The following is a 26,152-nucleotide window of genomic DNA, read 5'->3' as shown; positions in this document are numbered from 1 at the left end:
TGATGAAAACAAAAAAAATCCCATTGAGAATGTGCACTGGATGTATGGAAATGAAACCTAAGAAGGAACTTATCAGAATAGTAAAAAATTCTGATGGTGAAGTATCTGTTGATTTAACAGGCAAAAAATCTGGAAGAGGTGCATATATCTGCAAAGATTCTGATTGCCTTGAAAAAGCATTTAAGACTAGAAGGCTAAGCCGAAATCTTGAAATACAGATAGATGATGATATTTATAATAAATTGAAGGAAGAAATAGAAAATGAGTAGATTCCTAAGATTTTTAAGTATTGCCAAAAAAGCTGGAAAATTAATTGAAGGTTATAATAGACTTACTGAATCAAAAAATAATAAAGAAATATATTTATTAATAATGTCAAATGATTTATCAAAGTCGTCAAAAGATAAATTTATTAAGTATTGTGACGAAAAAAATATTTCATATATTAATGATTTCTCAAAATATGAGCTGGCTACAGCAATTGGATGCAGCGAAATTAAAATTTTAGGAGTATTAGATAAAAATATTTCTGAAAAATTATTAAAGTTGTATGAGGAGGAAAAATATATGAGTAGAAATTAATACGGGGGTGACTGTATGTCAAAAATAAGAGTACACGAATTAGCAAAAGAATTAGATATAACATCAAAAGAATTAATTAGCATTTTAAAGGAAGAATTTAATATAGAAGTTAAAAATCATATGAGCACAATTGAAGAGGAAGATGCTGATCTTATAAAAGAACTTCTAGAAGGTAAAAAGAAAGACGATACAAAAGAAGAGGAAAGTGAAGGCGAGAATAAAAGTATAGTTGATGAATACGAAGATATACTTGCTGATGAACTTAATAATAATAATAAAAAGAAAAAGAAGAAAAAGAATGAGAAATCTGAAGATAGTGAAAAAGATTCTGAAGAAGATGAAAGCAGCATAGAAACAATTGAAATTCCTGAAAGTATAACTGTAAAAGAACTTGCTGAAGAGTTAAACCAGCCAATAAATGATGTTATAAAAACATTAATGTTTTCAGGAGTTATGGCTGCAATAAATCAAGAAATCGATTTTGAAACAGCAGAAAAAGTATGTTTACATTATAATGTAATGATTGAAAAGAAAGAAGTAAATCAGGAACTTGAAGAAGTTGAAACAGAAGACGATGATGAAGAAAATATGGAAAAGAGACCACCTATTGTTACAGTAATGGGACACGTTGACCATGGTAAGACATCTCTTCTTGATTGTATAAGAAAGACAAAAGTAACACAGCATGAAGCAGGTGGAATAACTCAGCATATTGGTGCGTACACAATTAATATAAAAGGAGAAAAGATTACATTCTTAGATACTCCTGGACATGAAGCATTTACAGCAATGAGAGCAAGAGGTGCTCAAATTACAGATGTAGTAATTTTAGTTGTCGCAGCAGATGATGGAATAATGCCTCAGACAAAAGAAGCTATAGACCATTGTAAGGCTGCAAATGTTCCAATGGTAGTTGCAATTAATAAAATTGATAAACCAGGTGCAAACCCAGATAGAGTAAAACAAGAACTTTCAGAACAAGGACTTGTTCCTGAAGAATGGGGCGGAGACGTTATATGTCAAGAAGTTTCAGCTAAACAGAATCTTAATATAGATAAGCTTCTTGAAATGGTTCTTTTAACAGCAGAAATGCTTGAACTTAAAGCTAATAAAGATAGAAGAGCAAGAGGAACAGTAATTGAAGCTAAGCTTGATAAAGGAAGAGGACCAGTTGCCAGCTTATTAGTACAAAATGGTACTTTAAATGTTGGAGATTCAATTATTGTAGGTTCTACATATGGTAGAATAAGAGCAATGTTTGATGATACTGGTAAAAAGATAAAGAGTGCTGGACCTTCTATTCCAGTTGAAATATTAGGGCTTTCAGAAGTGCCAGAAGCAGGAGATAGATTTAACCAAGTTAAAGATGAAAAAACTGCAAGAATAATGGCAAATTCAAGAAAAGATAAACAAAGAGAAGAATCATTTATATCTGGAGGAAATAGAGTATCTCTTGAAGATCTTTATAATCAGATAAAAGAAGGAAAAGTTAAAGAACTTGATATCATAGTTAAAGCTGATGTTCAAGGATCTGTTGAAGCTATAAAACAGTCACTTGAAAAATTATCAACTGATGATGTAAAGGTAAGAGTAATACATGGCGCTGTTGGTGCAATTACAGAGACAGATATAACTTTAGCAGCAGCTTCAAATGCGATAGTTATAGGCTTTAATGTAAGACCAGATAATAATGCAGTTGCACAAGCAGATAGAGACGGAGTAGATATAAAAACATATAGAATAATATATGATGCTATAGAAGATGTTAAATCTGCAATGATAGGAATGCTTGAACCAGAATATAAAGAAGTTGTTATTGGAAATGCAGAAGTTCGTGAAACATATAAGATATCAAGCGTTGGTACTATTGCTGGATGTTATGTTCAGACAGGTAAGCTAAAGAGAAATGCAGATGTAAGAATAATAAGAGAAGGAATAGTGGTATTTGAATCAACTATTTCGTCTTTAAAGAGATTCAAAGATGATGCAAAAGAAGTAAACGCAGGATATGAGTGTGGACTTACAATAGATAAGTTTAACGACATTAAAGATGGAGACACAGTAGAATGCTACATTATGGAGGCTGTAAAGAGAAAAGAATTATAAAGAGGTGAACTTTTATGGCAAATTATAGAAGAGGAAGAATAGACGAAGAGTTTAAAAGAGAGATAGGTGCACTTATTCAAAATGAAATCAAAGATCCAAGACTTACAGCAATGGTTTCAGTAACAAGTGTAAAAGTTACAAAAGATTTAAGATATGCAAAAGTTTATGTAAGTATATTCTGTAAAGATGAAGAAGAAAAGAAAAAGAATTTAGAAGCTTTAAAAAGTGCAAGTGGATATATTAGAAAGTGTGTAGGACAGAAAATAAACCTTAGATATACTCCTGAAATTTTAATAGAGGTAGATGATTCTATTGATTATGGTATGCATATGGATGAACTTATAAATAGAATCAGCAAAAAATAATGGATTTTAAGGAAATAGTTAAAAAAATAAAGAAGGCCAATAGAATTGGCCTATCTTTTCATATATCTCCAGATGGAGATGCTATTGGAAGTACATTAGCACTTTTAAATACACTACGCACTATAAAAAAAGATGCATATATAATATCTACTGAAATTCTTCCAGATAATTTATCTTTTTTATCATATTCTGATGAAATTGATGGAAATACAGTAAAGCCAGATGAAGATACTGACCTTATTATTATTTTAGATTGTGGAAATATGGATAGAATTGCTGCAGACTTATCTTTATATAATAAAGATATAATAAATATCGATCATCATATTTCAAATGAAAATTACGGCATATTAAATTATGTAGATAGTTCTTCAGCTGCAACATGTGAACTTTCATATCTATTATCAGAAGAACTTGGTGTGGATTTTAGTAAAAAAACTGAAGAAAATATTAAAATAGGAACAGCTGTTTATACCGGAATAGTAACAGATACTGGTTCATTTAGACATTCAAACGTTACAGAAAGAACACATAAAATATGTTCAAAATTAATTGGACTTGGAATTGACAATAGTTACATTCATAGTCGAATTTTTGATAATAAACCATTAAATAAGTTAAGATTAACAGGTTATGCATTAAGTAATGTAAAACTTGTTTTAGATTCAAAAGTAGCAATAATAAAAATACCAAATAACATTTTAAAGGAACTTGACCTTGAAAAAGTTAATACATCAGATATAGTATCAACAGGTCTTTCCGTTAAAGGTGTTTTAGCATCAATATTATTAAAAGAAACTGAAGAAGGTATAAAGACAAGTCTTCGATCAAAGGATAAAATTGATGTAAGAAATGTTGCAGAGCAATATGGCGGCGGTGGACATATTAAAGCTGCTGGAGGCATTATGAGAGGAATATCTCTTGATAGTGCAGAAGAAAAAATAATTAAATTATTAAAAAATGAGATAGAAAAATGAATGGAATATTAAATGTATATAAAAATAAAGGAAAATCTTCATTTGATGTTGTATGGAAAGTTAAAAAACTTGCACATGAAAAGAAGGTTGGTCATACAGGAACTCTTGATCCAGAAGCTGAAGGAGTTCTTCCTGTATGCATAGGAAAAGCAACAAAGATTATTGATTATATAATGACATCCGATAAGGAATATAAAGTTAAATGCTTAATCGGTGTAGAGACTGATACATATGATCTTGAGGGAAAGGTAATAAAAAGGGAAAATACTGATAATTTAACAGAAAATGATGTAAAAGAAGCATTAATTTCATTTACTGGAGAATACGATCAGATTCCTCCTATGTATTCTGCATTAAAGCAAAATGGAGTACGCCTTTATGAACTTGCAAGAAAAGGTATAGAAGTAGAAAGAAAACCTAGAAAAGTGAAGATATTAAGTATAAAAGATATAGTTCTTGATCTTCCTTATTTGTCATTTACAGTAGAGTGTAGCAAAGGAACGTATATAAGAAGCCTTTGCCATGATATAGGAGAAAAATTAGGACTTGGCGCTGTTATGACTGATCTTGAAAGAACAAGAACTTCTGTATTTAATAAATGTGATAGCGTAAATATCGATGATCTTACAGAAGAAAATATAGAAAAATATATTATAAAGATAGATGATGCTTTAAAAATGTATCCTGCTGTTATTATTAATGAAGGATTTTCCAAGCTTTTAAAAAATGGAGTACGAGTATATGATAAAAGAATTTCATATATGAAAATAGAAAATGATGTATTGTATAGAGTTTATGATGCAGATAAGAATTTTATTGGACTTGGAAAGAAAAACGATAAAGGATTTAAAATCGAAAAATTATTATTATTATAGTGGGAGTATATAATGATTGTTATTGAAGATGGTTTAAAGAAAGATATGCCAAAAGATAACTATGTAGCTTTGGGAAGTTTTGATGGACTTCATACTGGACATATTTCGTTAATATCTGAAGCTGTAGCTATGGCAAAAAAATATAGTGGTAATAGTATGGTGTTTACATTTAAAAATCATCCAAAGACTCTGCTTATGGATAATTTTAACGAAGAATTATTAATGAGCAATAAAAGAAAAAAAGAAATATTAGAAGATCATAATGTGGATTCAATTGTATTAAAAACATTTGATTATAAATTTATGAAAATTACAGCAGAAGATTTCATTAAAAATCTTGTCTTTAATTATAATGCAAAAGGAATTGTTGCAGGTTTCAATTATAGATTCGGATATATGAATGAAGGCAATATAGAAACTTTAAAAAAGTATCAGGCTAAATATGGATATAAGCTTTTTATATTAGAACCATGCATATATAAAGATGGGGTTATAAGTAGTACAAGAATTAGAAAAGAACTTAAAAAAGGAAACGTACAAGATGCTTTTAAAATGCTTGATAGACCTTATGAACTAGAAGGAAAAGTTGTATGTGGAAGACAAATTGGAAGAACAATTGGATTTCCTACTGCAAATCTATCTACTGATAAAAAATATGTTATACCTTTAAATGGGGTTTATTATTCAAATGTACGTGTTAATAATAAAATATATAGAGGAATAACAAATGTTGGAAATAATCCTACAGTAAACGGGGAAAAAAGGACAGTTGAAACTCATATATTAGATTTTGATGAAAATATATACGGAATAGAAATGAATCTTTATTTTATAGATAAAATAAGAGATGAAAAGAAGTTTTCAGGTATAGATGATTTAAAAAGACAAATTGAAAAAGATAAAAACTTTGCAATTAAGCAAAAGATTGTAATAAATTAATAAAGTCATTTACATTTATTTTAAACTTTGATATAATTGCATAGGAACCTAACCCTAGGTTTTGAGGGCCTCGTCTCTTTACTTAGAATTAGGCGATAAAATATATGGAGGTGCGCTTATAATGGATAAGGCAAAAAAATTAGAAATTATAAAAAAATATGGCAGAAATGAACATGATACTGGTTCTCCAGAAGTTCAAATAGCATTATTAACAGAAAGAATTTTATCTTTAACTGAACATTTAAAAGTTCATAAGAAAGATCATCACTCAAGAAGAGGATTATATATGATGGTTGGTCAAAGAAGAGGACTTTTACAGTACTTAGCTAAACAGGATATCGAAAGATACAGAAACTTAATTCAACAATTAGGACTTAGAAAATAATTATAGAGCGGATTGTGTCCGCTCTATTTTTTGAAAATATAATTAAAACAGACCTTGAGAGGAGGTTACAATTAATGAATAACATTCTAAAGACACAGATTGCCGGAAGAGAAATGAAAGTAGAATACGGCAAAACTGGTATGTTATCAAATGCAGCTACATTTATTAGTTATGGCGATACTGTAATAATGACAAATGTAAATGCATCAAAAGAACCTAGAGAGGGAATTGATTTTTTCCCATTAAGTGTAGAATATGAGGAAAGATTATATGCAGCAGGTAAGATACCTGGTGGATTTATAAAAAGAGAAGGAAGAGCTTCTGAAAGAGCAATTCTTCATGGAAGAGCAGTTGACAGAACAATAAGACCATTATTCCCAAAGGGATATAGAAACGATGTTCAGGTTATATGTACAGTAGTTTCAGTAGAAAAAGATGTACTTCCTGAAATATTAGCTATAAATGCTGCATCATTAACACTTTGTATTTCAAGTGTTCCATATACAATTCCAGCAGCAGCAGTTCAAGTAGGACTTATTGATGGAAAGTTTGTTACAAATCCAGATTCTGAACAAAGAGCACAAAGTAGTTTAAATTTAACAGTATGTGCGACTAGAGATACTGTAATGATGATTGAAGCGGGTGCTGATGAAGTTCCTGAAGAAACAATGATAAATGCAATAGAATATGGTTTTAAAGAGTGTCAGCCAATTATTGATTTTCAGTTTGAAGCTATGAAAGAATTTCAAAAGAAAAAGGATGAACCTTTATTATACAAACCAGATGAAAAGCTTGAAAAAGAAGTTAAAGAACTTATAGCTGATGATGTAAAAAAAGCTATGTATATAATGGATAAGGATAAAAGAAATGCAGCAGTAGATGCACTTACACAGAAAGTTCATGATGAGTTTGATGAAAAGTATCCAGATAATATCGCTGATATTGGTGAAATATTATATACTATGCAGAAAAAAATAGTAAGACATATGCTTCTTGTCGATAAAAGAAGACCAGATGGAAGAGCATTTGATGAGATAAGACCACTTTCAGCTGAAGTTGGAGTATTACCTAGAACACATGGTTCAGGAATATTTACAAGAGGACTTACTCAAGTAATGACAGTTGCTACATTAGGTTCAATAAGTGAAGTTCAGTATCTTGATGGACTTGATGAAATAGAAAAGAAGAGATATATTCATCACTATAATTTCCCAGGATATTCAACAGGTGAAGTAAAGCCTTTAAGAGGACCAGGAAGAAGAGAGATAGGCCATGGTGCTTTAGCAGAAAAAGCATTATTACCTTTAATACCTTCAGAAGAAGAGTTTCCTTATACAATAAGACTTGTTTCAGAAGTCTTAAGTTCTAATGGTTCAACTTCACAGGCATCTGTATGTGGTTCTACACTTGCTCTTTTAGATGCTGGAGTTCCTATTAAAAGACCTGCAGCAGGTATTGCTATGGGACTTATTACATCAGAAGATTTAAGTGAAGAACTTATTTTAACTGATATACAGGGAATAGAAGATTTCTTTGGAGATATGGACTTTAAAGTTGCAGGAACAACAGAAGGAATTACTGCAATACAGGTTGATACAAAACTTAAAGGATTTAGTTTTAATGTCGTAGAACAGGCTATAAGAAAAGCTAGAACAGCTAGACTTACTATTCTTGATGTTATAGATAAATGTATCGAGAAGCCAAGAGAAGACGTATCAACATATGCTCCTAAGACACAGACAATAAAAATTGATAAAGACAAGATAAGAGATGTAATAGGTGCAGGTGGAAAAGTCATCAATAAAATAATCGAGGATACTGGTGTTAAAATCGATATAAATGATGATGGAACTGTATTTGTAAGCTCAACTGATCATGATGGAGTAAATAAAGCAATTGAGATTATTGATGGACTTACAAGAGATGTAAAAGCAGGAGAAGTTTATCTTGGAAAAGTAGTTAAAATAACTAATTTCGGAGCTTTCGTTGAAGTATTACCTAATAAAGAAGGATTAGTTCATATTTCGAAACTCGCAAAAGAGAGAGTTGAGAAAGTTGAAGATGTAGTTTCTGTTGGAGATGAAATTCTTGTAAAAGTTACAGAAATTGATTCACAAGGTAGAATTAATCTTTCAAGAAAAGATGCTTTAATTGAAAAAGAAAATAAAGAAAAATAAAAATGAAAAAGGCAATTTGATTGCCTTTTAATTCTTTTGTAAAGTAAGTAATTTGAGGAGACAGTTAAATGTATTCGATTTATAAATTATCTAATGGTCTTAGAATAGTAACCGAAAAGATGGAATATCTCGAATCTGTAAGCATAGGAGTTATGGTTCAGAATGGCTCAAGAAATGAGACTTTGCAAAATAATGGTATTTCTCATTTCATAGAGCATATGTTCTTTAAAGGAACAGAGAAGAGAGATTCTAAAAAAATCATAACAGATATAGAGAATTTAGGTGGGCAGATAAATGCTTTTACAAGTAAAGAAGCAACATGTTTCTATGTAAAAACACTTTCTGAACATATTAATTCTACAATAGATGTATTATCAGATATTATTATTAATTCAAAATTTTCTGAAGAAGAAATAGAAAAAGAAAAGAAAGTTATTAATGAAGAGATAAAGATGAGTAGTGATCAGCCAGAAGATGTTCTTGATGACACATTTGCAAAAGCAGCATTTGGTTCTACTTCACTTTCTTTCCCGATTCTTGGAACTAAAGAGACAGTAAATTCTTTCAAAAGACAGGATATAATAGAATTTATTAATGAAAAATATACACCTTATAATGCAGTAATATCTGTATGTGGAAATTTTGATGAAAAAGAACTTATTAAAGTTATTACAGAATATTTCGGAAAATGGACTGGTAAAGAGTATATTCCTAAATATGAGAAAGTAGAATTAGAAAATGAATCAATTTCTGCTAAAAAAGATATTGAACAACTTCAGATAAGTTTGGGCTTAAATGGAATAAAATATGGAGATGAAAAGTTATTACCTTCAATGGCATTATTAAATAATATCTTTGGAGGAGGAGCATCATCAATTCTTTTTCAAAAGATAAGAGAAGAAATGGGTTTTTGTTATTCAATAGGTTCTTATCTTCAGCCTTATCAAGGAATTGGAGTTTTCAATATTTATGCATTCGTAAATAAAAAATATTCTAAAGAAGCGTTAAGTTCTATAGTTTCAGAAGTAGATAAATTATCTAAAAAAGGTATTTCTGATGAACTTATGAATATTAATAAAGAAAAAATAAAGGCTAATTATGTTCTTGGACTTGAAAGCACTACTGCAAGAATGTTTAAAAATGCCAAGACATATCTATTCCTTAATAAAGTAAGAACACAAGAAGACGTTATAGATTCAATAAATAAAATAAATCAGACATCTATTAACGATGCGCTTTCATGTTGCTTTAAAAAAGGAGTAATAAATGCTGCATATTTAAGTAATGATGATGATAAAAGGATTTATGATCAAATAGTATTTAAGAAGTGATTATACTTATGTATTAAATCTTCTTTTTATATCATATAATTATGTGATGTAAGAAGGAGGTTTTTTTATGTCTGAAGAAAATAATATAAAATATTTAAGTGAAATTGAGAAGTATGAATTAATAAATATTAATGATGGTGAGAAGTATGATTATCTTATTAATAATGATATCATAATAGATGATGATGGAAATTTTAAGTATCTTATAGTAAATTTAAATATGGGGAAATTTAGATTCTTTTCAAATGGAGATTTTATTGAAATTCCGTGGAAATGTGTTAAAAAAATAGGGGCTAGAACAATTATAATAGATGCTTCTGAGGAGGATCTTAAAAAAGTTAAACTATAATATGGAGGTAAGTAATACAATGAAAATTCTAGTTCAGAAATTTGGTGGGACATCTGTTAAAGATGAAAAAATGAGGAGCTATGTTATAAAAAAAATTGAGAATGCTATACTTAATGGTTTTAGTCCAGTAGTTGTAGTTTCAGCAATGGGTAGATATGGAGCACCATATGCAACTGATACTCTTCTTGGACTTATAGATGAAGATTTTAAGAAAAGAAATAAAATGGCTTCTGACCTTTTAACATGTTGCGGGGAAATAATAAGTACTGTAGTTTTATCAAATGAGTTATATAAAAAGAATATACATGCTGTTCCTCTTACAGGAGGCCAAGCAGGTATAGTTACAGATTCTGATTTTACAGATGCAAAATGTATAGAAACTAATACAGGAAATATAATGAAAATTTTATCTAATGGCGGAGTACCAGTCATTGCAGGATTTCAAGGGAAAACAGCTGATGGATATTTCACAACCCTTGGAAGAGGTGGAAGTGATACAACAGCTTCAATACTTGGTAAAGCATTAAAGGCAGCTGCTGTAGAGATATATACAGATGTTGATGGTATAATGACTGCTGATCCAAGAATAGTAAAAGATGCAGAACTTATTGATGTAATAAGCTATAGTGAAGTTTTTCAGTTAGCTTCTGAAGGCGCAAAAGTAATTGATAAAAAAGCAGTTAAGATTGCTATGGAAGGAAATATTCCAATTTATATAAAAAATACAATGTCTGATGCAAAAGGAACTATAATAAATAATTGCGGTGATATAAAAGCATCAAGAATTATAACAGGGGTTACATGTAAGAAAGATAGGATTCAGATTACTATAAAAGAATCTGATAATAAAGGAAATAAAAAATATTTTGATATTTTATCTTTGCTTGCTGCAAATAATATAAGTCTTGATTTAATTAATATTTTCCCTGACAAACAGATATTTACAATAAAAAATTATGATGAAGATATTTCAATTAAATTATTTAATAAGAACAATATAAAATATACAGAAGTTAAGGATTGTACAGTTGTTGCAGCAGTAGGATCTAAAATGAGTGGAAAACCAGGTGTTATGGCTGCAATTTATGGAGCACTTAAAAACGATAATATAAATGTTCTTCAAACAGCAGATTCTAATATGACAATATGGTGTCTTGTAGAATCTAAAAATGCCGATAATGCAGTAAGATCTATACACAAGGCGTTTAAATAACATCTGAATAAATAAATCTTTCTTGTAAAATACTAAATGCAAGGAGTGATTTAATATGAATTATGAATTATCAAACAAAAATGAAAAAGAAAAAATTGAGGATCAAAAAATAGAAAATATTAAACAGCTTGGAAATACAAATATAGCTTATCCAAATAGAGAAATACAGGTGATACCTATAATAGGACAGATTGAAGGTCATGCTGTTCTTCCACCGCAGACAAAAGCAACTAAATATGAACATATAATACCTCAACTTATTGATATTGAGCAAAATGATGGAGTAAAGGGAGTACTTATAGTTTTAAATACGGTTGGAGGGGATGTAGAAGCAGGCCTTGGAATATCTGAAATGATAAGAAGTCTTTCTAAACCTACTGTTTCTATAGTAATAGGAGGAGGACATTCAATAGGTGTTCCTCTTGCAACATCAGCAGATTATTCTTTTATTACACCATCTGCCACAATGATAGTTCATCCTATACGAATGACAGGGTTTATTATTGGTGTTGAACAGACATTTGAATATTTTAAAAAGATGCAGGAGAGAATAAATGAATTTATTGTAAGAACATCTGAAATAAAATTAGAAACATTAGAAAAGTTTATGTCAGAAAAAGATGATCTTTTGAATGATGTTGGAACTCTTCTTATAGGTGAGCAGGCTGTAAAATGTGGACTTATAAATGAAGTTGGCGGTATTTCAGAAGCAATTAAAAAGCTTAGAGAACTTATTAACAAAAAATAATTAAAATAAAGTATGGCTGTTTTTCTATTTTAGTGTTATCTTATAAAGGAAAATTATTTTCTGTGAAGAAATAATAATTAGGGGTGGTTTTAATTGAGCAGAGCTAGGAAAGCTAAAACAAAAACAGCTGAAAAGAAAAAAAGTAATAAAACTAATCCTGATATATCAGGTATAATATATATGTGTGTAGGTATTATTTTATCAATAGCTGTATACACATCATTTGCAGGAGTATTATCTACTTTATCGCAGAAGCTTTTATTTGCACTGCTTGGAGTGGGTGCTTTTGCATTGCCATTATATTTGATATATTTTGGATGGCAATATATAAAAACTAAAGGAAATATTTTAATCAATAAGAAATTTTATGGAATTACTCTTTTGATTATTGTAATAATGGCTGCATTTGCAACTATAGATATTCAAATTGCTAAAAATTCAAAAGAAGAATTCCAGTTTTTTTCACATTTTTTAATGTTAATAAAAGGAGAAACAGGAAATTTAGCTGGAGGAATTGCATTATATATTATATGTTATCCACTTATAAGACTTATTGGCGTAGTTGGAATGTATATAGTTATATTTACACTTTCACTTATATCTCTTTTGCTTATTTTTGATATTACACTTTATGATCTTTCCATTAAATTTGAAAGTAAAGGAAGATCACTTAAAGAGAAAAATATAAAGAGAAAGAAAAATAAGAAAAATAAAAGTTATATAAATATTAATGATAAAACAGAATCATCTGAAAATAATAAAACTAATGATCAAAAGAAGAAACTTTTAGATGGTGTTGATAAAAAAATTCAGATATTAGATTTTATGAAAGAGAATTCAGATGTTGAACCTTTAATAAGCAAAGAACAAGAAGAAAATCAAAAAGAAGAGAATAAAGAAGAAGAAAAATCAAAAGACGTGATGAACAAGGAAATTGAAGAGAAAATACAGCATGAAAAAAGTGATGAAAAGGAATATAGATTTCCTGATATTAGTCTACTTAACATAAATAAAAATACTAAACTTAATAGCTCGGATAAAAAAGAACTGATTGAAAATGCTGATAAACTTGAAGAAATTTTATCAAATTTTGGAGTCGATGCTAAAGTAACTCAGGTGACCAAAGGACCATCAGTTACAAGATTTGAGCTTCAGCCAAGTCCTGGCGTTAAAGTAAGCAAGATAGTAAATTTATCAGATGATATAGCTCTTGGACTTGCTGCATCAGGTATAAGAATTGAAGCACCAATTCCAGGAAAAGCGGCAGTTGGAATAGAAGTTCCAAATAGGAAACAGACACCTGTATTTTTACGTGAGGTTCTTGAAAATAATGAGTTTATAAACACAAATAAAAAAATAGCATTTGCACTTGGAAAAGATATATCTGGAAAATGTGTTGTAGGAGATTTAAGTAAAATGCCTCATACATTAATTGCAGGAGCTACAGGATCAGGAAAGAGTGTTTGCATAAATTCTCTTATAATAAGTATACTTTATAAATATAGACCTGATGAAGTAAAGCTTCTTATGGTAGATCCTAAAGTTGTTGAACTTAATGTTTATAATGGAGTGCCTCATCTTTTAATACCAGTAGTTACAGATCCTAAAAAAGCAGCTGCAGCATTAAACTGGGCAGTTAATGAAATGACAAAGAGGTATAAATTATTTGCAGATATGGGTGTAAGAAATATGCAGTCTTATAATGAACTTTATGAAAAAGGTCAAATAGAGAAAAAACTGCCTTATATAGTAATAATAGTTGATGAACTTTCAGATCTTATGATGGTTTGTCCAAATGATGTAGAAGATTATATAGGAAGGCTTGCACAAATGGCAAGAGCAGCAGGAATGCATCTTGTAATTGCTACTCAAAGACCTTCAGTTGACGTAATAACAGGTGTTATAAAAGCCAATATACCATCTAGAATATCGTTTGCTGTATCATCACAGGTAGATTCAAGAACAATACTTGATAGTTCTGGAGCAGAAAAACTTTTAGGAAAAGGAGATATGCTATATTATCCTGTTGGTGAAAGCAAGCCTTTAAGAGTACAGGGATGTTTTATATCTGAAGAAGAAGTTGAAAAAGTTGTTTCATATATAAAAGAGGAAGAAAAAGAAAATTCTTATCAGTCTGATATAATTGATGAAATAAATAATAATGCAATGGAAATGTCAAAAGGCAAAGGAAAAGATTCTGATATGAATGAAGAAGATGAATTGTTAGATGAAGCTATAAATACAGTTATAGATTTTAATCAAGCGTCAACATCATTTATACAAAGAAAACTTAGAATAGGTTTTAATAGAGCATCAAATATTATGGATGAACTTGAGAGAAGAGGTATAATTTCAAAAAAAGATGGAAGCAAACCAAGGAATGTACTTATAACAAGAGATCAGTATGAGAACGGAGACTATTAACAAAAAAATAATATTTGCAATATTTGTACGTTATTGCACTTAATTATTTAAATTGATATAATTAAAAGAGAGTTACATTAGGAGGATTTAGACACTTGATAAAGAGTAGTATACCAATAAGAAAAGAAAAATCTTATAATATGAGAAGTAAAGATAAAATAAAAGTCGGTCTTATAAGTCTTGGATGCGATAAAAATAGAATCGATTCTGAAATTATTCTTGCAAGAGTGAATTCATTATTTGATATAACCTCAGATCCAAAAGAGGCAGAAGTAATAATAATAAATACATGTGGTTTTATAGAAAGTGCCAAACAGGAATCTATAGATACAATTTTAGAGATGGCACAGCATAAAAAAAATGGGAAATGTAAACTTCTTGTAGCAACTGGATGCTTGATTCAAAGATATGGAAATGAACTTTTAGAATTAATTCCAGAAATAGATATGATGTTTGGAGTTAATGACTATCAAAAAATAGCTTTAAAAATTAGTGAAAAGTTAAATAAAGATAGTTTAGAAGATAAGCAAGAAATGATTTCGTATTCAGATCAGAATATAAACGAAGGGGACAGGATTCTTACAACTTCAGGGAAAACTGCATATATAAGAATTGCAGAAGGATGTAATAATTTCTGTACTTATTGTATAATTCCTAAAATAAGGGGCAGATTCAGAAGCAGAAAGATGGAAAATATCATAAAAGAAGCTGAGGAGTTAGCACAAAATGGAATTAAGGAATTAATACTTATAGCACAGGATACTGTAATGTATGGAACTGATTTATATAATAAAAAATCTCTTCATATTTTAATAGAAAAGCTTTCTCAGATTGAAGGAATAGAAATAATAAGACTTCTTTACTGTTATCCAGAAGAAATCTATGAAGATTTAATTGATGAGATAGCAAAAAATGATAAAGTAGCTAAATATATTGATATACCTATTCAACATATATCAAATCATGTATTGAAGCTTATGGGAAGAAAAACTACAAAAGAACAGATTATGGATACAATTAAGAAACTTAGAAAAAAAGTTCCAAACATTGTAATAAGAACAACTTTTATAGTTGGATTCCCAAATGAAACAGAAGAAGATTTTAAAGAAATAATTACTTTTTTAAATGAATTTAAATTAGATAAAGTTGGAGTATTTAGATATTCTCAGGAAGAAGATACTGCAGCTGCTAGAATGAGTGGACAAATAGAAGAAAATGTGAAATTTTCTAGAGAAAAAATATTAATGGAAGTTCAGAAAAAGATTTCTAAAGATATAAATGCTTCTAAGATTGGAAAAGTATATAGAGTATTAACAGAAGGCTTTGATGGTGAGTATTATTATGGAAGAAGCTATGAAATGGCACCTGATATTGATGGAAATATTCTATTTAAATCTGAAAAAAATATAGAAAATGGAACTTTTGTTAATATAAAAGTAGTACAAAATTTGGATTATGATTTACTAGGAGTTGTTGTGTTATGAATCTTGCAAATAAGTTGACAATAATTAGAATTATTTTAGTACCTTTTTTTCTGATATTTATAGCAGTTAAAGATATTCCGTATGGAAGTTTTATAGCTACATTTATTTTTGTAGCAGCGTCGATTACAGATAAACTTGATGGGTACATAGCAAGAAGCAGACATCAGATAACTGATTTTGGAAAATTTTTAGATCCTTTAGCAGATAAACTTCTTGTAGCTACAGCATTAATATGTTTAGTAGAATTTCATGCAATTCCATCATATGCAGCTATAATAATAATTGCAAGAGAATTTGCGGTTACAGGTTTAAGATCAATTGCAGCTGCTCAAGGGAGAGTAATGGCATCAAACTGGTGGGGAAAAATAAAAACAGTACTTCAGATGACAATAATAATTACTCTTTTAATTGATGTCAATATAAAAGATTCAATATATCTTACAAATATAATTTATAATATTGGCTTTTTTAGAGTAATATTTAATTATATTGCACCAGCATTAGTAAACATAACTGTATTAGTTACTGTTATTTCTGGAGTAGTATATTTTGTAATGAATAGAGACGTCTTAAAAATTGATAAATAGTGAGATTAAAAAAGATTAATATGGGTATAATTAAAATAATTCCTTTTACTTCTTGTAGAGGAATTATTTTAATATTAATTGACTTGATGAAGTAAAGTAATTATAATATATATAGAACATAAGTTCGTAAATAAAGAGAGGTGCAATAAATGGCAAATATAGATGAGAATAAACTAAAAGCAATTGAAAGTGCAATGGGTCAGATTGAAAAGCAGTTTGGAAAAGGTTCTGTAATGAAGCTTGGAGATCACAATATAATGAAGATAGATGCAATTTCTACAGGAAGTCTTGATCTTGACATAGCATTAGGAATTGGAGGAGTACCAAAGGGAAGAGTAGTTGAAATATATGGACCAGAAAGTTCTGGAAAAACTACAGTAGCTCTTCATATTGCAGCTGAATCACAAAAACATGGTGGAGCTGTCGCATTTATAGATGCAGAACATGCATTAGATTCTAATTATGCAAGGAAACTTGGTGTTGATATAGATAATCTTATCTTATCTCAGCCAGATACAGGAGAGCAGGCTTTAGAGATTGCTGAAGCACTTGTACGTTCAGGAGCAATTGATGTTCTTATAGTTGATTCAGTAGCAGCGCTTGTTCCTAAAGCAGAAATAGAAGGAGAAATGGGAGATTCCCATATAGGACTTCAGGCAAGACTTATGTCTCAAGCTTTAAGAAAATTAACAGGAACACTTAATAAGACAAATTGTGTTGCTATATTTATAAATCAGCTTAGAGAAAAAGTTGGAGTAATGTTTGGTTCTCCTGAAACTACAACAGGTGGAAGAGCATTAAAGTTTTATGCATCTATAAGACTTGATATAAGACGAATTGATTCTATAAAACAAGGTGACAGTATAATAGGTAATAGAACAAGAGTTAAGGTTATGAAAAATAAAGTAGCACCTCCATTTAAACAGGCCGAATTTGATATAATGTATAATGAGGGAATATCAAGAAATGGAAATATTTTAGATGTAGGAGTTAAAGAGGATATAGTTCAGAAAAGTGGAGCATGGTTTTCATATGGAGACATAAGGCTTGGACAAGGAAGGGAAAATTCAAAGACATATTTGAAAGAAAATCCTGAAGTCGCACTTGAAATTGAAAATAAAATAAGATCAAAATATGATCTCCCTTTAGCTGAATTAGCACAAACACCTCAAAAGGATGAAAATGAAAACACAGATGAAAAAATAGAAGAAGGTACTAGCAAAAGCAGTACTCAAAAGAAATCGAATAAAAAAGATGACAAAGAAAAGAAATAACGTTATATCTTGATTTAATAAGTACTCCATAGATATTAAAGGATTAAATTTTTAATATTTATGGAGTATTTTAAACATATATTATAAATAAATTTGACAATAAATTATATATGTGTCTATAATAATTAAGATTATATCACAATATGGGAGTGAGAGATTTGAATATAAAGATAGGACCAAATGAAGCAGGACAAAGACTTGATAAGTTTTTAAGAAAGTATCTTAAAGATGTTCCGTTAAGCGCTATATTTAAAGCATTAAGAAAGAAAGACATAAGAGTAAATGGAAGTAAAAAGAATGAAAAATATTTTCTAGAAGAAGGAGATATTGTAGAAATAAGATACATAAAAACAAACAGTCAGAATATCAAAAAAGATTTTGAACAAGTAGAGGTTAATGGATTAAAAATAATATATGAGGATGAAAATATTATTATTGTAGAAAAATGGCCAGAAATTTTAGTACATTCAGATGGAAATGAGGAGGAACCATCTCTCACAGATTATGTTTTATCATATCTTTACAAAAAAGGATTTTATGATCCTCAAAAAGAAACAACATTTGTTCCATCACCATGTAACAGGTTAGATAGAAATACATCTGGAATTGTTATGTTTGGAAAAACTTATGAAGGACTTAAAGAAATAAATGCAGCAATAAGAGAAGATAAAATAAAGAAATACTATTATACTTTATGTAAAGGAAGAATATCTGATGGAGTATACAATGCTTATATAGTAAAGAATCATGATACAAATATTTCTAAAATATATAAAGAAAGTGTAGAAGATTCTAAAAAAATAACTATGAAAGTTAAAACAATTCAGAGTAATGGAGCTTATTCACTATTAGAAATAAATCTTATTACAGGTAGAAGCCATCAGATAAGGGCACATTTATCATATCTTGGTAATCCAGTTGCAGGTGATTCTAAATATGGAGATAAAGAAATAAATTCAGTCCTTTTAAATAAATATGGACTCAATTATCAGTTCCTTTACGCATATAAGCTTAATTTTAGAGCTATGAGTGGGAAATTAGAGTATCTACAGAATAAAACTATAACAGCAGCTCTTCCACCATTTTTGAAAAAAATAAAGCATGATATATTTAAGTTTTAGATAGGAGAAAGTTATGGAAGAGAGATCAGCGGCTGGAAGAGGTTTTTTGCTATTATCAATAGCAGGAATTTTAAGCAAAATATTATCTGTATTCTATATACCTTTTTTAAGAGGAATAATAGGACTTGATGGATATGGAATATACCAGACCTGTTATGAAGTATTTTTATTTGTATATGCAGTTACAAATTTAGGAACTCAACCAGCAATAGCTAAGATAGTATCTGAATTTGATGCATTAGAAAGACCAGTTGATTCAGAAAATACATTAAGAGTATCTAAAATGCTTTTATCGTTTGCAGGTGGTATTTTGTCGCTACTTCTTATGGCCTTTGCATTTCCTATTGGAAGGATAATAAATAATCCTGATGCATCTTTTGGAATATTACTTCTTGCACCAAGTATATTTGTAACATCTTTGTTATCTTCGTATAGAGGGTATTTTCAAGGTAAAAATAGTATGACACATATTGCAATATCACAGGTTATAGAGCAAATAGTTAATATTGTAGTAAGCCTTTTATGTGCATATTTACTGATGAAAATAAGTGTTGTATACGGAAGTGCTGGAGCAACAGTAGGAACATCTATAGCAGCACTTATTGCTTTTTTATATATGATGATTATATATAGAAGAGATAGATGTATTCATAAAGAAAAAATTCATCAGGTAAAAAAGAGAGCAAGAACTAAAAAGATTATAAAGAAATTATTTAAATATGGATTTCCTATAACATTAAGTGCTGGACTTCAGAATTTTGGAAGTCTTGTCGATATGGTTAACGTAAATGCAAGATTGCTTTTTGCAGGCTTTTCAAGTGAAAAGAGTCATGAGCTTTACGGTATACTTGGTAGTTATAAGACATTGTTATCAGTTCCGCTTATAATAATAACTGCCCTTAGTACGACTGTTTTGCCAGCATTGTCAGCAGCTATGGCAGTTCATGATAAAAAATCTATTAGAAAAAAAGTTAATTTTATATTTAGACTTGTATTTATCATAACTGTACCTGCATCTTTTGGATTAGCAGTTCTTAGCAGGGAAATTTATATCCTTTTATTTACTATTGATGTAGGATATGAACTTATGCTTATAGGATCTATTATTTTGATTCTTATGTCGGTTGTTCAGATACAGAGTGTTATTCTTCAGAGCATAAATAAATTATATTATGTCCTTGGAACATTCTGCTTAGGTATTATAGCCAAAATAACTGCAAACTATTTTCTTGTTGGAATTCCGTCAATAAATGTAAAAGGAGCAGTAGTTGGTAATTTTTTGTGGTATATAATTCCGCTTGTTTTAAATCAAATAGCAATTAGAAAATCACTAAAAGTAAAATCACACTTAATTAAATATTTTGTAAAGCCACTTATTGCATCTATTGTAATGGTATTTGTGATTTGTATTATAAGATATCCTTTATCTATGTTGTATGTTGTATTTAATTGTGGAGTTATAGTAAAAGATATAGGAACTCTCATAATGGTATCATTTGGAGCGTTAGCATATCTATATGTGATCATATTAATAAAAGGGTTAAAAAAGAAAGACATATATGATGTTTCGCCTAGAATTTATAGAATAATGCCTAGATTTTTAAGAAAGAATTTAAAATAGAATTATATATTTAAAGAGCTTATCACGACAAAATAGTGATAAGCTCTTTTTAATTAATTTTCTCCAAAAAAGCTTAAGTATACAAATATAAATCCACTTATTCCTGTAACAAATAACACTTTAAGAAAGATCATTTGAGAAAATAAATTTTTAGCAAAAATATTTATTACGACAAAAGTAAGAATAGAAAGAAGAATATAGATTATTACATTTGTAAAATTTATGTCTATATCAACATGCTTTTTAACTTCGTGAATATTTAAAATAAATCCTACGCTGCATGCGATTATTGTAGTTAAAACTTCTCCATATATGTTTACAAATTTTATCCCTGTAAAAAAATACAATAATATAAGTTCTAAAGAAGCTTCAATAAAAGAATTTCTTAAGATTATTTTTTGTCTATTTAATCCATTTAAAATTCCAAACATAGTTGTTGCAGTAAAAAAAATTGGAGATGACAATGATGCAAATCTTATATAGTTTCCTAAATCAGTCCTTTTATAAAATAAATACCCTAAATCATGCGGTATTATATTACATATTACTGCAGTACATAATCCTAGAAGAAATGCAGATTTAATTACTTTTTTTATTCTTCTTTGAATCTTAATATTGTTCCCCTCATTTAACGACTTTGAAAGATCGGGAATAAGGAGTGTATTAATAGTACTTACTGCAATAAGAGGAATTGTAATTAAATTAAGAGCCATTCCATTATATCGTCCTATAAGGCTTAATGATTCAGAATAAGTAAAACCTGCGTGTATAAGTCTTCTAGGTATTATAAGTGTAGAAATTGTGCCGAGTATGTTTGTCAAAAAACCATTAAGACAAAGAGGAACAGAAATTACAATAACATTAAAAAGAAGCTGTATTCTGCTTTCATGTCTGCATTTTGAAATAGGCATTTTAGATTTTTCATAGCAGTAATAGATATATAAAAATATAAGACTTTGAAATTCACCAAAACATAAAGAACTAGTTGCAGCGGCAACTAAATTATCTAAAGTTTTATTTTTTATAATTAGAAAAAATATACTTACAGTTACTATTCTCATTGATTTCTCAATAATATCAATAACTGCTGGAACTTTTATTTTTAAGGAACCATAAAAATATCCTTTAAATATATTTGAAGAAGCAATAAAAACCATTGCTGGACATATTATTCTTAAAGCTTTAAGAGTTCTAACATCTTTTATTGCATATTTGCTTATATATGGAGCTAAAAAGAAAACTGAAATTCCTATAATGCTAGCCCATAGTATATTGAAAAATAATAGAGTCCTTATCGTCATTTTTATGTTACAGTATTCTTTTTTTTGAATGTAAACAGCTGTAATCTGTGATACCGAAGCTACTACACCTGCTGACATTAGACATATGAATAAATTGTAAATTGGCATAACAAGATTGTATAAGCCCATACCTTCGGCGGACAGTACTTTAGATATATATATTGAAAAAAGAAAACTTAAAAAACCTATTATAATATTTGATATAATAAGTAAAAAAGTACTCTTAAAAAAGTTATCTCTGCTCAAAGAATCCCACTCCTTTATATTACAGTTAAACTTATTCGTAAAACAATTTGAATATGAATAAATTATGTTATTATTAATAGTAATTATTGTAAAATGATAGAATATAAATTATTAAGGAGTAATTTTTAGGAGATGGCATTTTAGTGAAAGGATTTATTAAATGGACTATAATTACTGTAATTGTAGTAATTCTGTCATTCTTAATGATAAAAATTTCATTTAAATATAAAACAGACCTTTTAAGTGATGATATAAGAATAAGAATTGAAATGAAAAACTGTATAAAAGCAGAGTCATTTTGCAGAGATGAAAATAATAATTTTTATATATCTTATGATGATAAAATTAAAGTATATAATAAAGATAGAGGGGAAAAAACTATCTATACAGGAAATACAAATCAAATTTCTGATATAGAATATTATGATAATTGTATTTATTTTATTGATGGAGATGCGCTTTATAAATATGATTTAAATAAAAATGATAAAAAAGAAATATTAACTGGAATACCAGAAGAAGGAAGATATTTAGACAGAAAATTAAAAATAAATGATAATAAAATTTTTCTTACTATAGGAGCAGTTACAAACTCGGGAATTGCAGAGAAAAGTGAAGAGTATGATGATAATAGAATACCATATGATAAAATGCCATTTAAAGCAGCTCTTTCAGGAGAAAATTATGGAGATGTAAAAACTGGAGCGTTCATGCCATATGGGAATTCTTCAATAAAAGGACAAGAAGTTGAACCATATGAAATTGCAAATGCATCAATATACTCTATAAATTTAAATGATAATAAGAAAGAACTATATTCTTATGGAATAAGAAATGTTAAGGGGATTGATTTTAATAGTAGTGGAGAAATTGTATGTGCTGTAGAAGGAATGAATAACGAAGGATATAGACCAGTAAATAATGATAGTGATTATATCTATATAGTAAAAAAAGGTATTTGGTATGGATGGCCAGATTTTTCTGGAGGAAATCCAATAGACTCTGATAGATTTAGGGAAAAAGAAGGGAAAAATATAAAAAAGGTTATTTTAAATCAGCCTCAAAATATAGTTCCATCACCATATTATGAGTATTACAATCTTTCATCAATATCATCTCTTGCAGTTGATAGAGAAGGTTTTATAGGATCAAAAGATTCATGTATATTCTGTGATACACAAGAAAAAATGATAAAATGTTTAAATAATGATTTAAGCATTTTAAATTTAGTAAGACTTAATAATAAAAGTGATATAAAAAAAATAATATCTGATGATTCAGCTATATATGTATTAGATAGTGGTAATGGATATATATTTAAAATTGAAGGAAATTATATGAAAAATTATTTAAAAATTCCGTCACTTATAATAGTCGGAACACTTTTTATAGTTGTACTTATTATTATGCTTATAAATAATAAGAATAAAAAAATAGAAAATAATTTAAAAAAGTATATGTAAAATAAAAGATGCTACTTAAATGGTTTTATTTATGCAGCATCTTTTATTTATAATTCTTTTAAGTTACATAATATGGTAATATGTTATAAGAGGGGGTAACTGTATGAGAAAAACATTAGTAATAAAAATGGACGATTTAAAAATAGATGGGGATGTTTTAGATGTAGGCAAAAAGAATTCTGGTATAATATATGAATTGTGTAAAGATTCAACTAAAGAAATTTCATTAGACTATGTTGATGAAAAAAATAAGGGAAATTTGAAAAAATCAGAATTTGATATTTGTACATTGTTTTTTCAGCTTAGTAAAATAGGGACCTATAGTGAGAGATTAAAAATATTAAAAGAACTTAAATATTATATAAAACAAAATGGAACACTATATATATGGGATATAAATAAGTCAAGAGGAAAAATATTTAATAATAAAATAAAAATTGTCATACCAAATAAAAAAATAAAGGATTTTGACTTAAAAAATCTAAATATATTAATAGATTCTTCTTTAGAAGAAACACAAAAGATAGTTCAAAAATATTTTGTTATTGATGAAGTTAAAATGTGGGAAGACATTTTCTTTATTAAATGCATTAATAAATAGATTTTTGTCAGGAGAGAAAAAATGAAAATATTACTTACAGCATTAAATTCACAGTACATTCACAGTAATCTAGCAGTTAGATCTTTAAAAAAGTTTACAGAGGATATAGATTATACGTGCGTGATAAAAGAATTTACAATAAACGATAGAGAAGAACATATACTAGAAAAGATTATTGAGAATAAACCAGATGTAGTAGCATTTTCTGTTTACATTTGGAATGTTGAGATTATAAAAAGACTTTCAGAACTTATAAAAAAAGTTGATGAAAATATAGAAATACTTTATGGAGGACCTGAAGTATCATTTGATTCAAGAAAATTTTTAAAAGAAAGCTGTGGCGATTATGTAATTCAGGGTGAAGGGGAAAAGACGTTTAGAGATTTTATTAAATACAAAAAATCAGAATTAAACATTAATGAAGTTAGAAATCTTTATTACAAAGTAAATGATGAAGTATTTGAAAATGAAAAAAGGCCTCTTATGTCTATGGACGATTTGAAATTCCCGTATGAAGAAGATGAGGATTTAAATAATAAAATAATTTATTATGAAGCCTCAAGAGGATGTCCATTTAATTGCAAATACTGCCTTTCATCTACAAGCCATGGAGTTAGATTTTTAAGTCTTGATAGAGTTTACACAGAACTTGACTATTTCATAAATAAAAAAGTAAGACTTGTTAAATTTGTAGATAGAACATTTAATTGCAATAAAAAGTTTGCTATGGCAATATGGAAGTATCTTATAGAAAAAGATACTAATACACAATTTCACTTTGAAATTTCTGGAGATATTTTAACAGATGATGAAATAGAACTTCTAAAAAAAGCTCCAAAAGGAAGATTTAGATTTGAAATAGGCGTTCAAACTACTAATAATAAAGTATTAAATAATATAAATAGATATGTAAATTTTGAAGATATAAAAGAAAAAGTTATTGAATTAAGAAAGCTTACAAATATAATACAGCATTTAGATTTAATAGCTGGACTTCCAGAAGAAAACTATGAATCTTTTAAGAAATCATTTAATGATCTATATATAATAAAGCCAGATGAAATACAGCTTGGCTTTTTAAAACTTTTAAAAGGATCATCAATGAGAGAAGAAGCTTATAAATATAACATGGTATTTTCTCCATATCCACCGTATGAAATACTAAAGACAGATGCTATTTCGTATGAGGAACTGATAAAATTAAAAAAAGTCGAAAAAATGGTAGATAAATATTATAATTCTGAAAAATTTAGATTAATACTTAAATATTTTGAAGATAAGTTTGATACGCCGTTTGATTTTTATTATTTACTTTCACTTTATTTTGATAAGAAAGGATATTTCAATAAAAATATAGGAAATGCAGAATATTATAGAGTATTTTTAGGTTTTAATGAAACTGTATTAGAAGAAAGCAATAAATATTTAAAAGAAATACTTAGATTTAATTACTTAATATTTAATAAAAAACGAGGACTACCAGATTTTTTAAGAAGTGATATGGGAAAAGAAGAAGATAAGAGTATAAAGGAAGAACTAAAAGAAAAGTATTCATTTAAAGAATATTATTTAGAAAAGTTCAAAATTAACATAGAAAAATATATAGAAGATTCAGAGATAGTAGAAGAGGATACGTATTATTTATTTAATGATAAAACTGAATATATTAAATGCATTTAAATAATAATCAAATATTAAAAGAAATAGCAAAATATACTTATTTATTGTATAATAAAAGACGATAAGCCCTATAATTTGTTAAAAATAATTGTATAAAAGAAGAAAAGAAACGAATAAAGGATGTAATTCAATACAAAATAAACATTAATTATTGTTATGTAAATATAAGTTCACTAAATGTTAACAAATTTCGTTAAACCTAAGAAATAGGGAAACTTAGGCACATTTTAAACTCAAATGTATATGAAAATAGGCATATATAATTGAAATTATAGAATGTTGGTGTATAATAAATAATAACAA

The 26,152-nt window shown here is 28.3% G+C and carries 23 protein-coding genes; 22 read left to right on the top strand and 1 reads right to left on the bottom strand.

Features of this window, described 5'->3' with window-relative positions; genetic code table 11:
- Nucleotides 1–2 precede the first annotated feature (2 nt).
- From MTX53_RS07750 to MTX53_RS07660, 19 genes are all read left to right on the top strand, one after another.
- Nucleotides 3–269 carry a YlxR family protein gene (locus tag MTX53_RS07750; RefSeq protein ID WP_244833161.1) on the top strand — a complete coding sequence of 89 codons (267 nt, stop codon included), beginning with the start codon at nucleotides 3–5 and terminating at the stop codon, nucleotides 267–269.
- Complete coding sequence (locus tag MTX53_RS07745) at nucleotides 262–582, top strand: ribosomal L7Ae/L30e/S12e/Gadd45 family protein (RefSeq protein WP_244833160.1); 321 nt, start codon at nucleotides 262–264, stop codon at nucleotides 580–582. Before MTX53_RS07750 ends, MTX53_RS07745 begins: the two co-directional genes overlap by 8 nt.
- A gap of 15 nt (nucleotides 583–597) precedes the next feature.
- A complete protein-coding gene (infB, locus tag MTX53_RS07740) occupies nucleotides 598–2,688 on the top strand; it encodes a translation initiation factor IF-2 (protein ID WP_244833159.1) in 2,091 nt (696 codons plus the stop codon).
- Nucleotides 2,689–2,702: 14 nt separating this feature from the next.
- Nucleotides 2,703–3,053, top strand: coding sequence for a 30S ribosome-binding factor RbfA (gene rbfA / locus MTX53_RS07735; protein WP_244833158.1), 351 nt, complete (start codon nucleotides 2,703–2,705; stop codon nucleotides 3,051–3,053).
- Nucleotides 3,053–4,030: a bifunctional oligoribonuclease/PAP phosphatase NrnA gene (locus tag MTX53_RS07730; protein WP_244833157.1), complete on the top strand. Its 978-nt coding sequence runs from the start codon at nucleotides 3,053–3,055 to the stop codon at nucleotides 4,028–4,030. Before rbfA ends, MTX53_RS07730 begins: the two co-directional genes overlap by 1 nt.
- Complete coding sequence (gene truB / locus MTX53_RS07725) at nucleotides 4,027–4,905, top strand: tRNA pseudouridine(55) synthase TruB (RefSeq protein ID WP_244833156.1); 879 nt, start codon at nucleotides 4,027–4,029, stop codon at nucleotides 4,903–4,905. The genes MTX53_RS07730 and truB overlap by 4 nt, the downstream gene beginning before the upstream one ends.
- Before the next feature lie 12 nt (nucleotides 4,906–4,917).
- A complete protein-coding gene (locus MTX53_RS07720) occupies nucleotides 4,918–5,844 on the top strand; it encodes a bifunctional riboflavin kinase/FAD synthetase (protein WP_244833155.1) in 927 nt (308 codons plus the stop codon).
- 121 nt (nucleotides 5,845–5,965) lie between these two features.
- A complete protein-coding gene (gene rpsO, locus MTX53_RS07715) occupies nucleotides 5,966–6,229 on the top strand; it encodes a 30S ribosomal protein S15 (protein ID WP_244833154.1) in 264 nt (87 codons plus the stop codon).
- Nucleotides 6,230–6,303: 74 nt separating this feature from the next.
- On the top strand, nucleotides 6,304–8,406 hold the full coding sequence (locus tag MTX53_RS07710; RefSeq protein WP_244833153.1) for a polyribonucleotide nucleotidyltransferase: 2,103 nt from the start codon (nucleotides 6,304–6,306) through the stop codon (nucleotides 8,404–8,406).
- Between the two features lie 68 nt (nucleotides 8,407–8,474).
- Nucleotides 8,475–9,737 carry a pitrilysin family protein gene (locus MTX53_RS07705; protein ID WP_244833152.1) on the top strand — a complete coding sequence of 421 codons (1,263 nt, stop codon included), beginning with the start codon at nucleotides 8,475–8,477 and terminating at the stop codon, nucleotides 9,735–9,737.
- Between the two features lie 67 nt (nucleotides 9,738–9,804).
- Entirely contained in the window at nucleotides 9,805–10,086 is a 282-nt protein-coding gene (locus tag MTX53_RS07700) for a YlmC/YmxH family sporulation protein (protein ID WP_244833151.1), read from the top strand.
- A 19-nt stretch (nucleotides 10,087–10,105) separates the two neighbouring features.
- Nucleotides 10,106–11,299, top strand: a complete 1,194-nt coding sequence (gene dapG, locus MTX53_RS07695; protein WP_244833150.1) for an aspartate kinase — start codon at nucleotides 10,106–10,108, stop codon at nucleotides 11,297–11,299.
- A 55-nt stretch (nucleotides 11,300–11,354) separates the two neighbouring features.
- Nucleotides 11,355–12,047 (top strand): ATP-dependent Clp protease proteolytic subunit, encoded by a 693-nt coding sequence (locus tag MTX53_RS07690; RefSeq protein ID WP_244833149.1) that lies wholly within the window; start codon nucleotides 11,355–11,357, stop codon nucleotides 12,045–12,047.
- Nucleotides 12,048–12,140: 93 nt separating this feature from the next.
- A complete protein-coding gene (locus MTX53_RS07685) occupies nucleotides 12,141–14,471 on the top strand; it encodes a DNA translocase FtsK (RefSeq protein ID WP_244833148.1) in 2,331 nt (776 codons plus the stop codon).
- 140 nt (nucleotides 14,472–14,611) lie between these two features.
- A complete protein-coding gene (gene rimO, locus MTX53_RS07680; RefSeq protein ID WP_244835477.1) occupies nucleotides 14,612–15,955 on the top strand; it encodes a 30S ribosomal protein S12 methylthiotransferase RimO in 1,344 nt (447 codons plus the stop codon).
- Nucleotides 15,952–16,542 carry a CDP-diacylglycerol--glycerol-3-phosphate 3-phosphatidyltransferase gene (pgsA, locus tag MTX53_RS07675; RefSeq protein ID WP_244833147.1) on the top strand — a complete coding sequence of 197 codons (591 nt, stop codon included), beginning with the start codon at nucleotides 15,952–15,954 and terminating at the stop codon, nucleotides 16,540–16,542. The genes rimO and pgsA overlap by 4 nt, the downstream gene beginning before the upstream one ends.
- Before the next feature lie 149 nt (nucleotides 16,543–16,691).
- Nucleotides 16,692–17,816 carry a recombinase RecA gene (gene recA, locus MTX53_RS07670; protein ID WP_244833146.1) on the top strand — a complete coding sequence of 375 codons (1,125 nt, stop codon included), beginning with the start codon at nucleotides 16,692–16,694 and terminating at the stop codon, nucleotides 17,814–17,816.
- A gap of 158 nt (nucleotides 17,817–17,974) precedes the next feature.
- Nucleotides 17,975–18,937, top strand: a complete 963-nt coding sequence (locus MTX53_RS07665) for an RluA family pseudouridine synthase (RefSeq protein ID WP_244833145.1) — start codon at nucleotides 17,975–17,977, stop codon at nucleotides 18,935–18,937.
- Between the two features lie 13 nt (nucleotides 18,938–18,950).
- On the top strand, nucleotides 18,951–20,558 hold the full coding sequence (locus MTX53_RS07660; protein ID WP_244833144.1) for a polysaccharide biosynthesis protein: 1,608 nt from the start codon (nucleotides 18,951–18,953) through the stop codon (nucleotides 20,556–20,558).
- 53 nt (nucleotides 20,559–20,611) lie between these two features.
- On the opposite strand, the gene spoVB is transcribed toward MTX53_RS07660, so the two are convergent.
- Nucleotides 20,612–22,105 (bottom strand): stage V sporulation protein B, encoded by a 1,494-nt coding sequence (gene spoVB, locus MTX53_RS07655; RefSeq protein WP_244833143.1) that lies wholly within the window; start codon nucleotides 22,103–22,105, stop codon nucleotides 20,612–20,614.
- Nucleotides 22,106–22,248: 143 nt separating this feature from the next.
- On the opposite strand from spoVB, the gene MTX53_RS07650 reads away from it, so the two are divergent.
- The 3 genes from MTX53_RS07650 to MTX53_RS07640 all read left to right on the top strand — a co-directional run bounded on the left by MTX53_RS07650 (nucleotide 22,249) and on the right by MTX53_RS07640 (nucleotide 25,849).
- Nucleotides 22,249–23,568, top strand: coding sequence for a PQQ-dependent sugar dehydrogenase (locus MTX53_RS07650; RefSeq protein WP_244833142.1), 1,320 nt, complete (start codon nucleotides 22,249–22,251; stop codon nucleotides 23,566–23,568).
- A gap of 103 nt (nucleotides 23,569–23,671) precedes the next feature.
- A complete protein-coding gene (locus MTX53_RS07645) occupies nucleotides 23,672–24,169 on the top strand; it encodes a hypothetical protein (protein WP_244833141.1) in 498 nt (165 codons plus the stop codon).
- Between the two features lie 21 nt (nucleotides 24,170–24,190).
- Nucleotides 24,191–25,849 carry a B12-binding domain-containing radical SAM protein gene (locus MTX53_RS07640; RefSeq protein WP_244833140.1) on the top strand — a complete coding sequence of 553 codons (1,659 nt, stop codon included), beginning with the start codon at nucleotides 24,191–24,193 and terminating at the stop codon, nucleotides 25,847–25,849.
- Nucleotides 25,850–26,152: the final 303 nt, after the last annotated feature.

The sequence above is a fragment of the Clostridium sp. BJN0001 genome (assembly GCF_022869825.1).
Lineage (GTDB): Bacteria > Bacillota > Clostridia > Clostridiales > Clostridiaceae > Clostridium.
The sequence above is the reverse complement of the archived record's forward strand: the minus strand, read 5'-3'. Positions and strand labels throughout refer to the sequence as shown.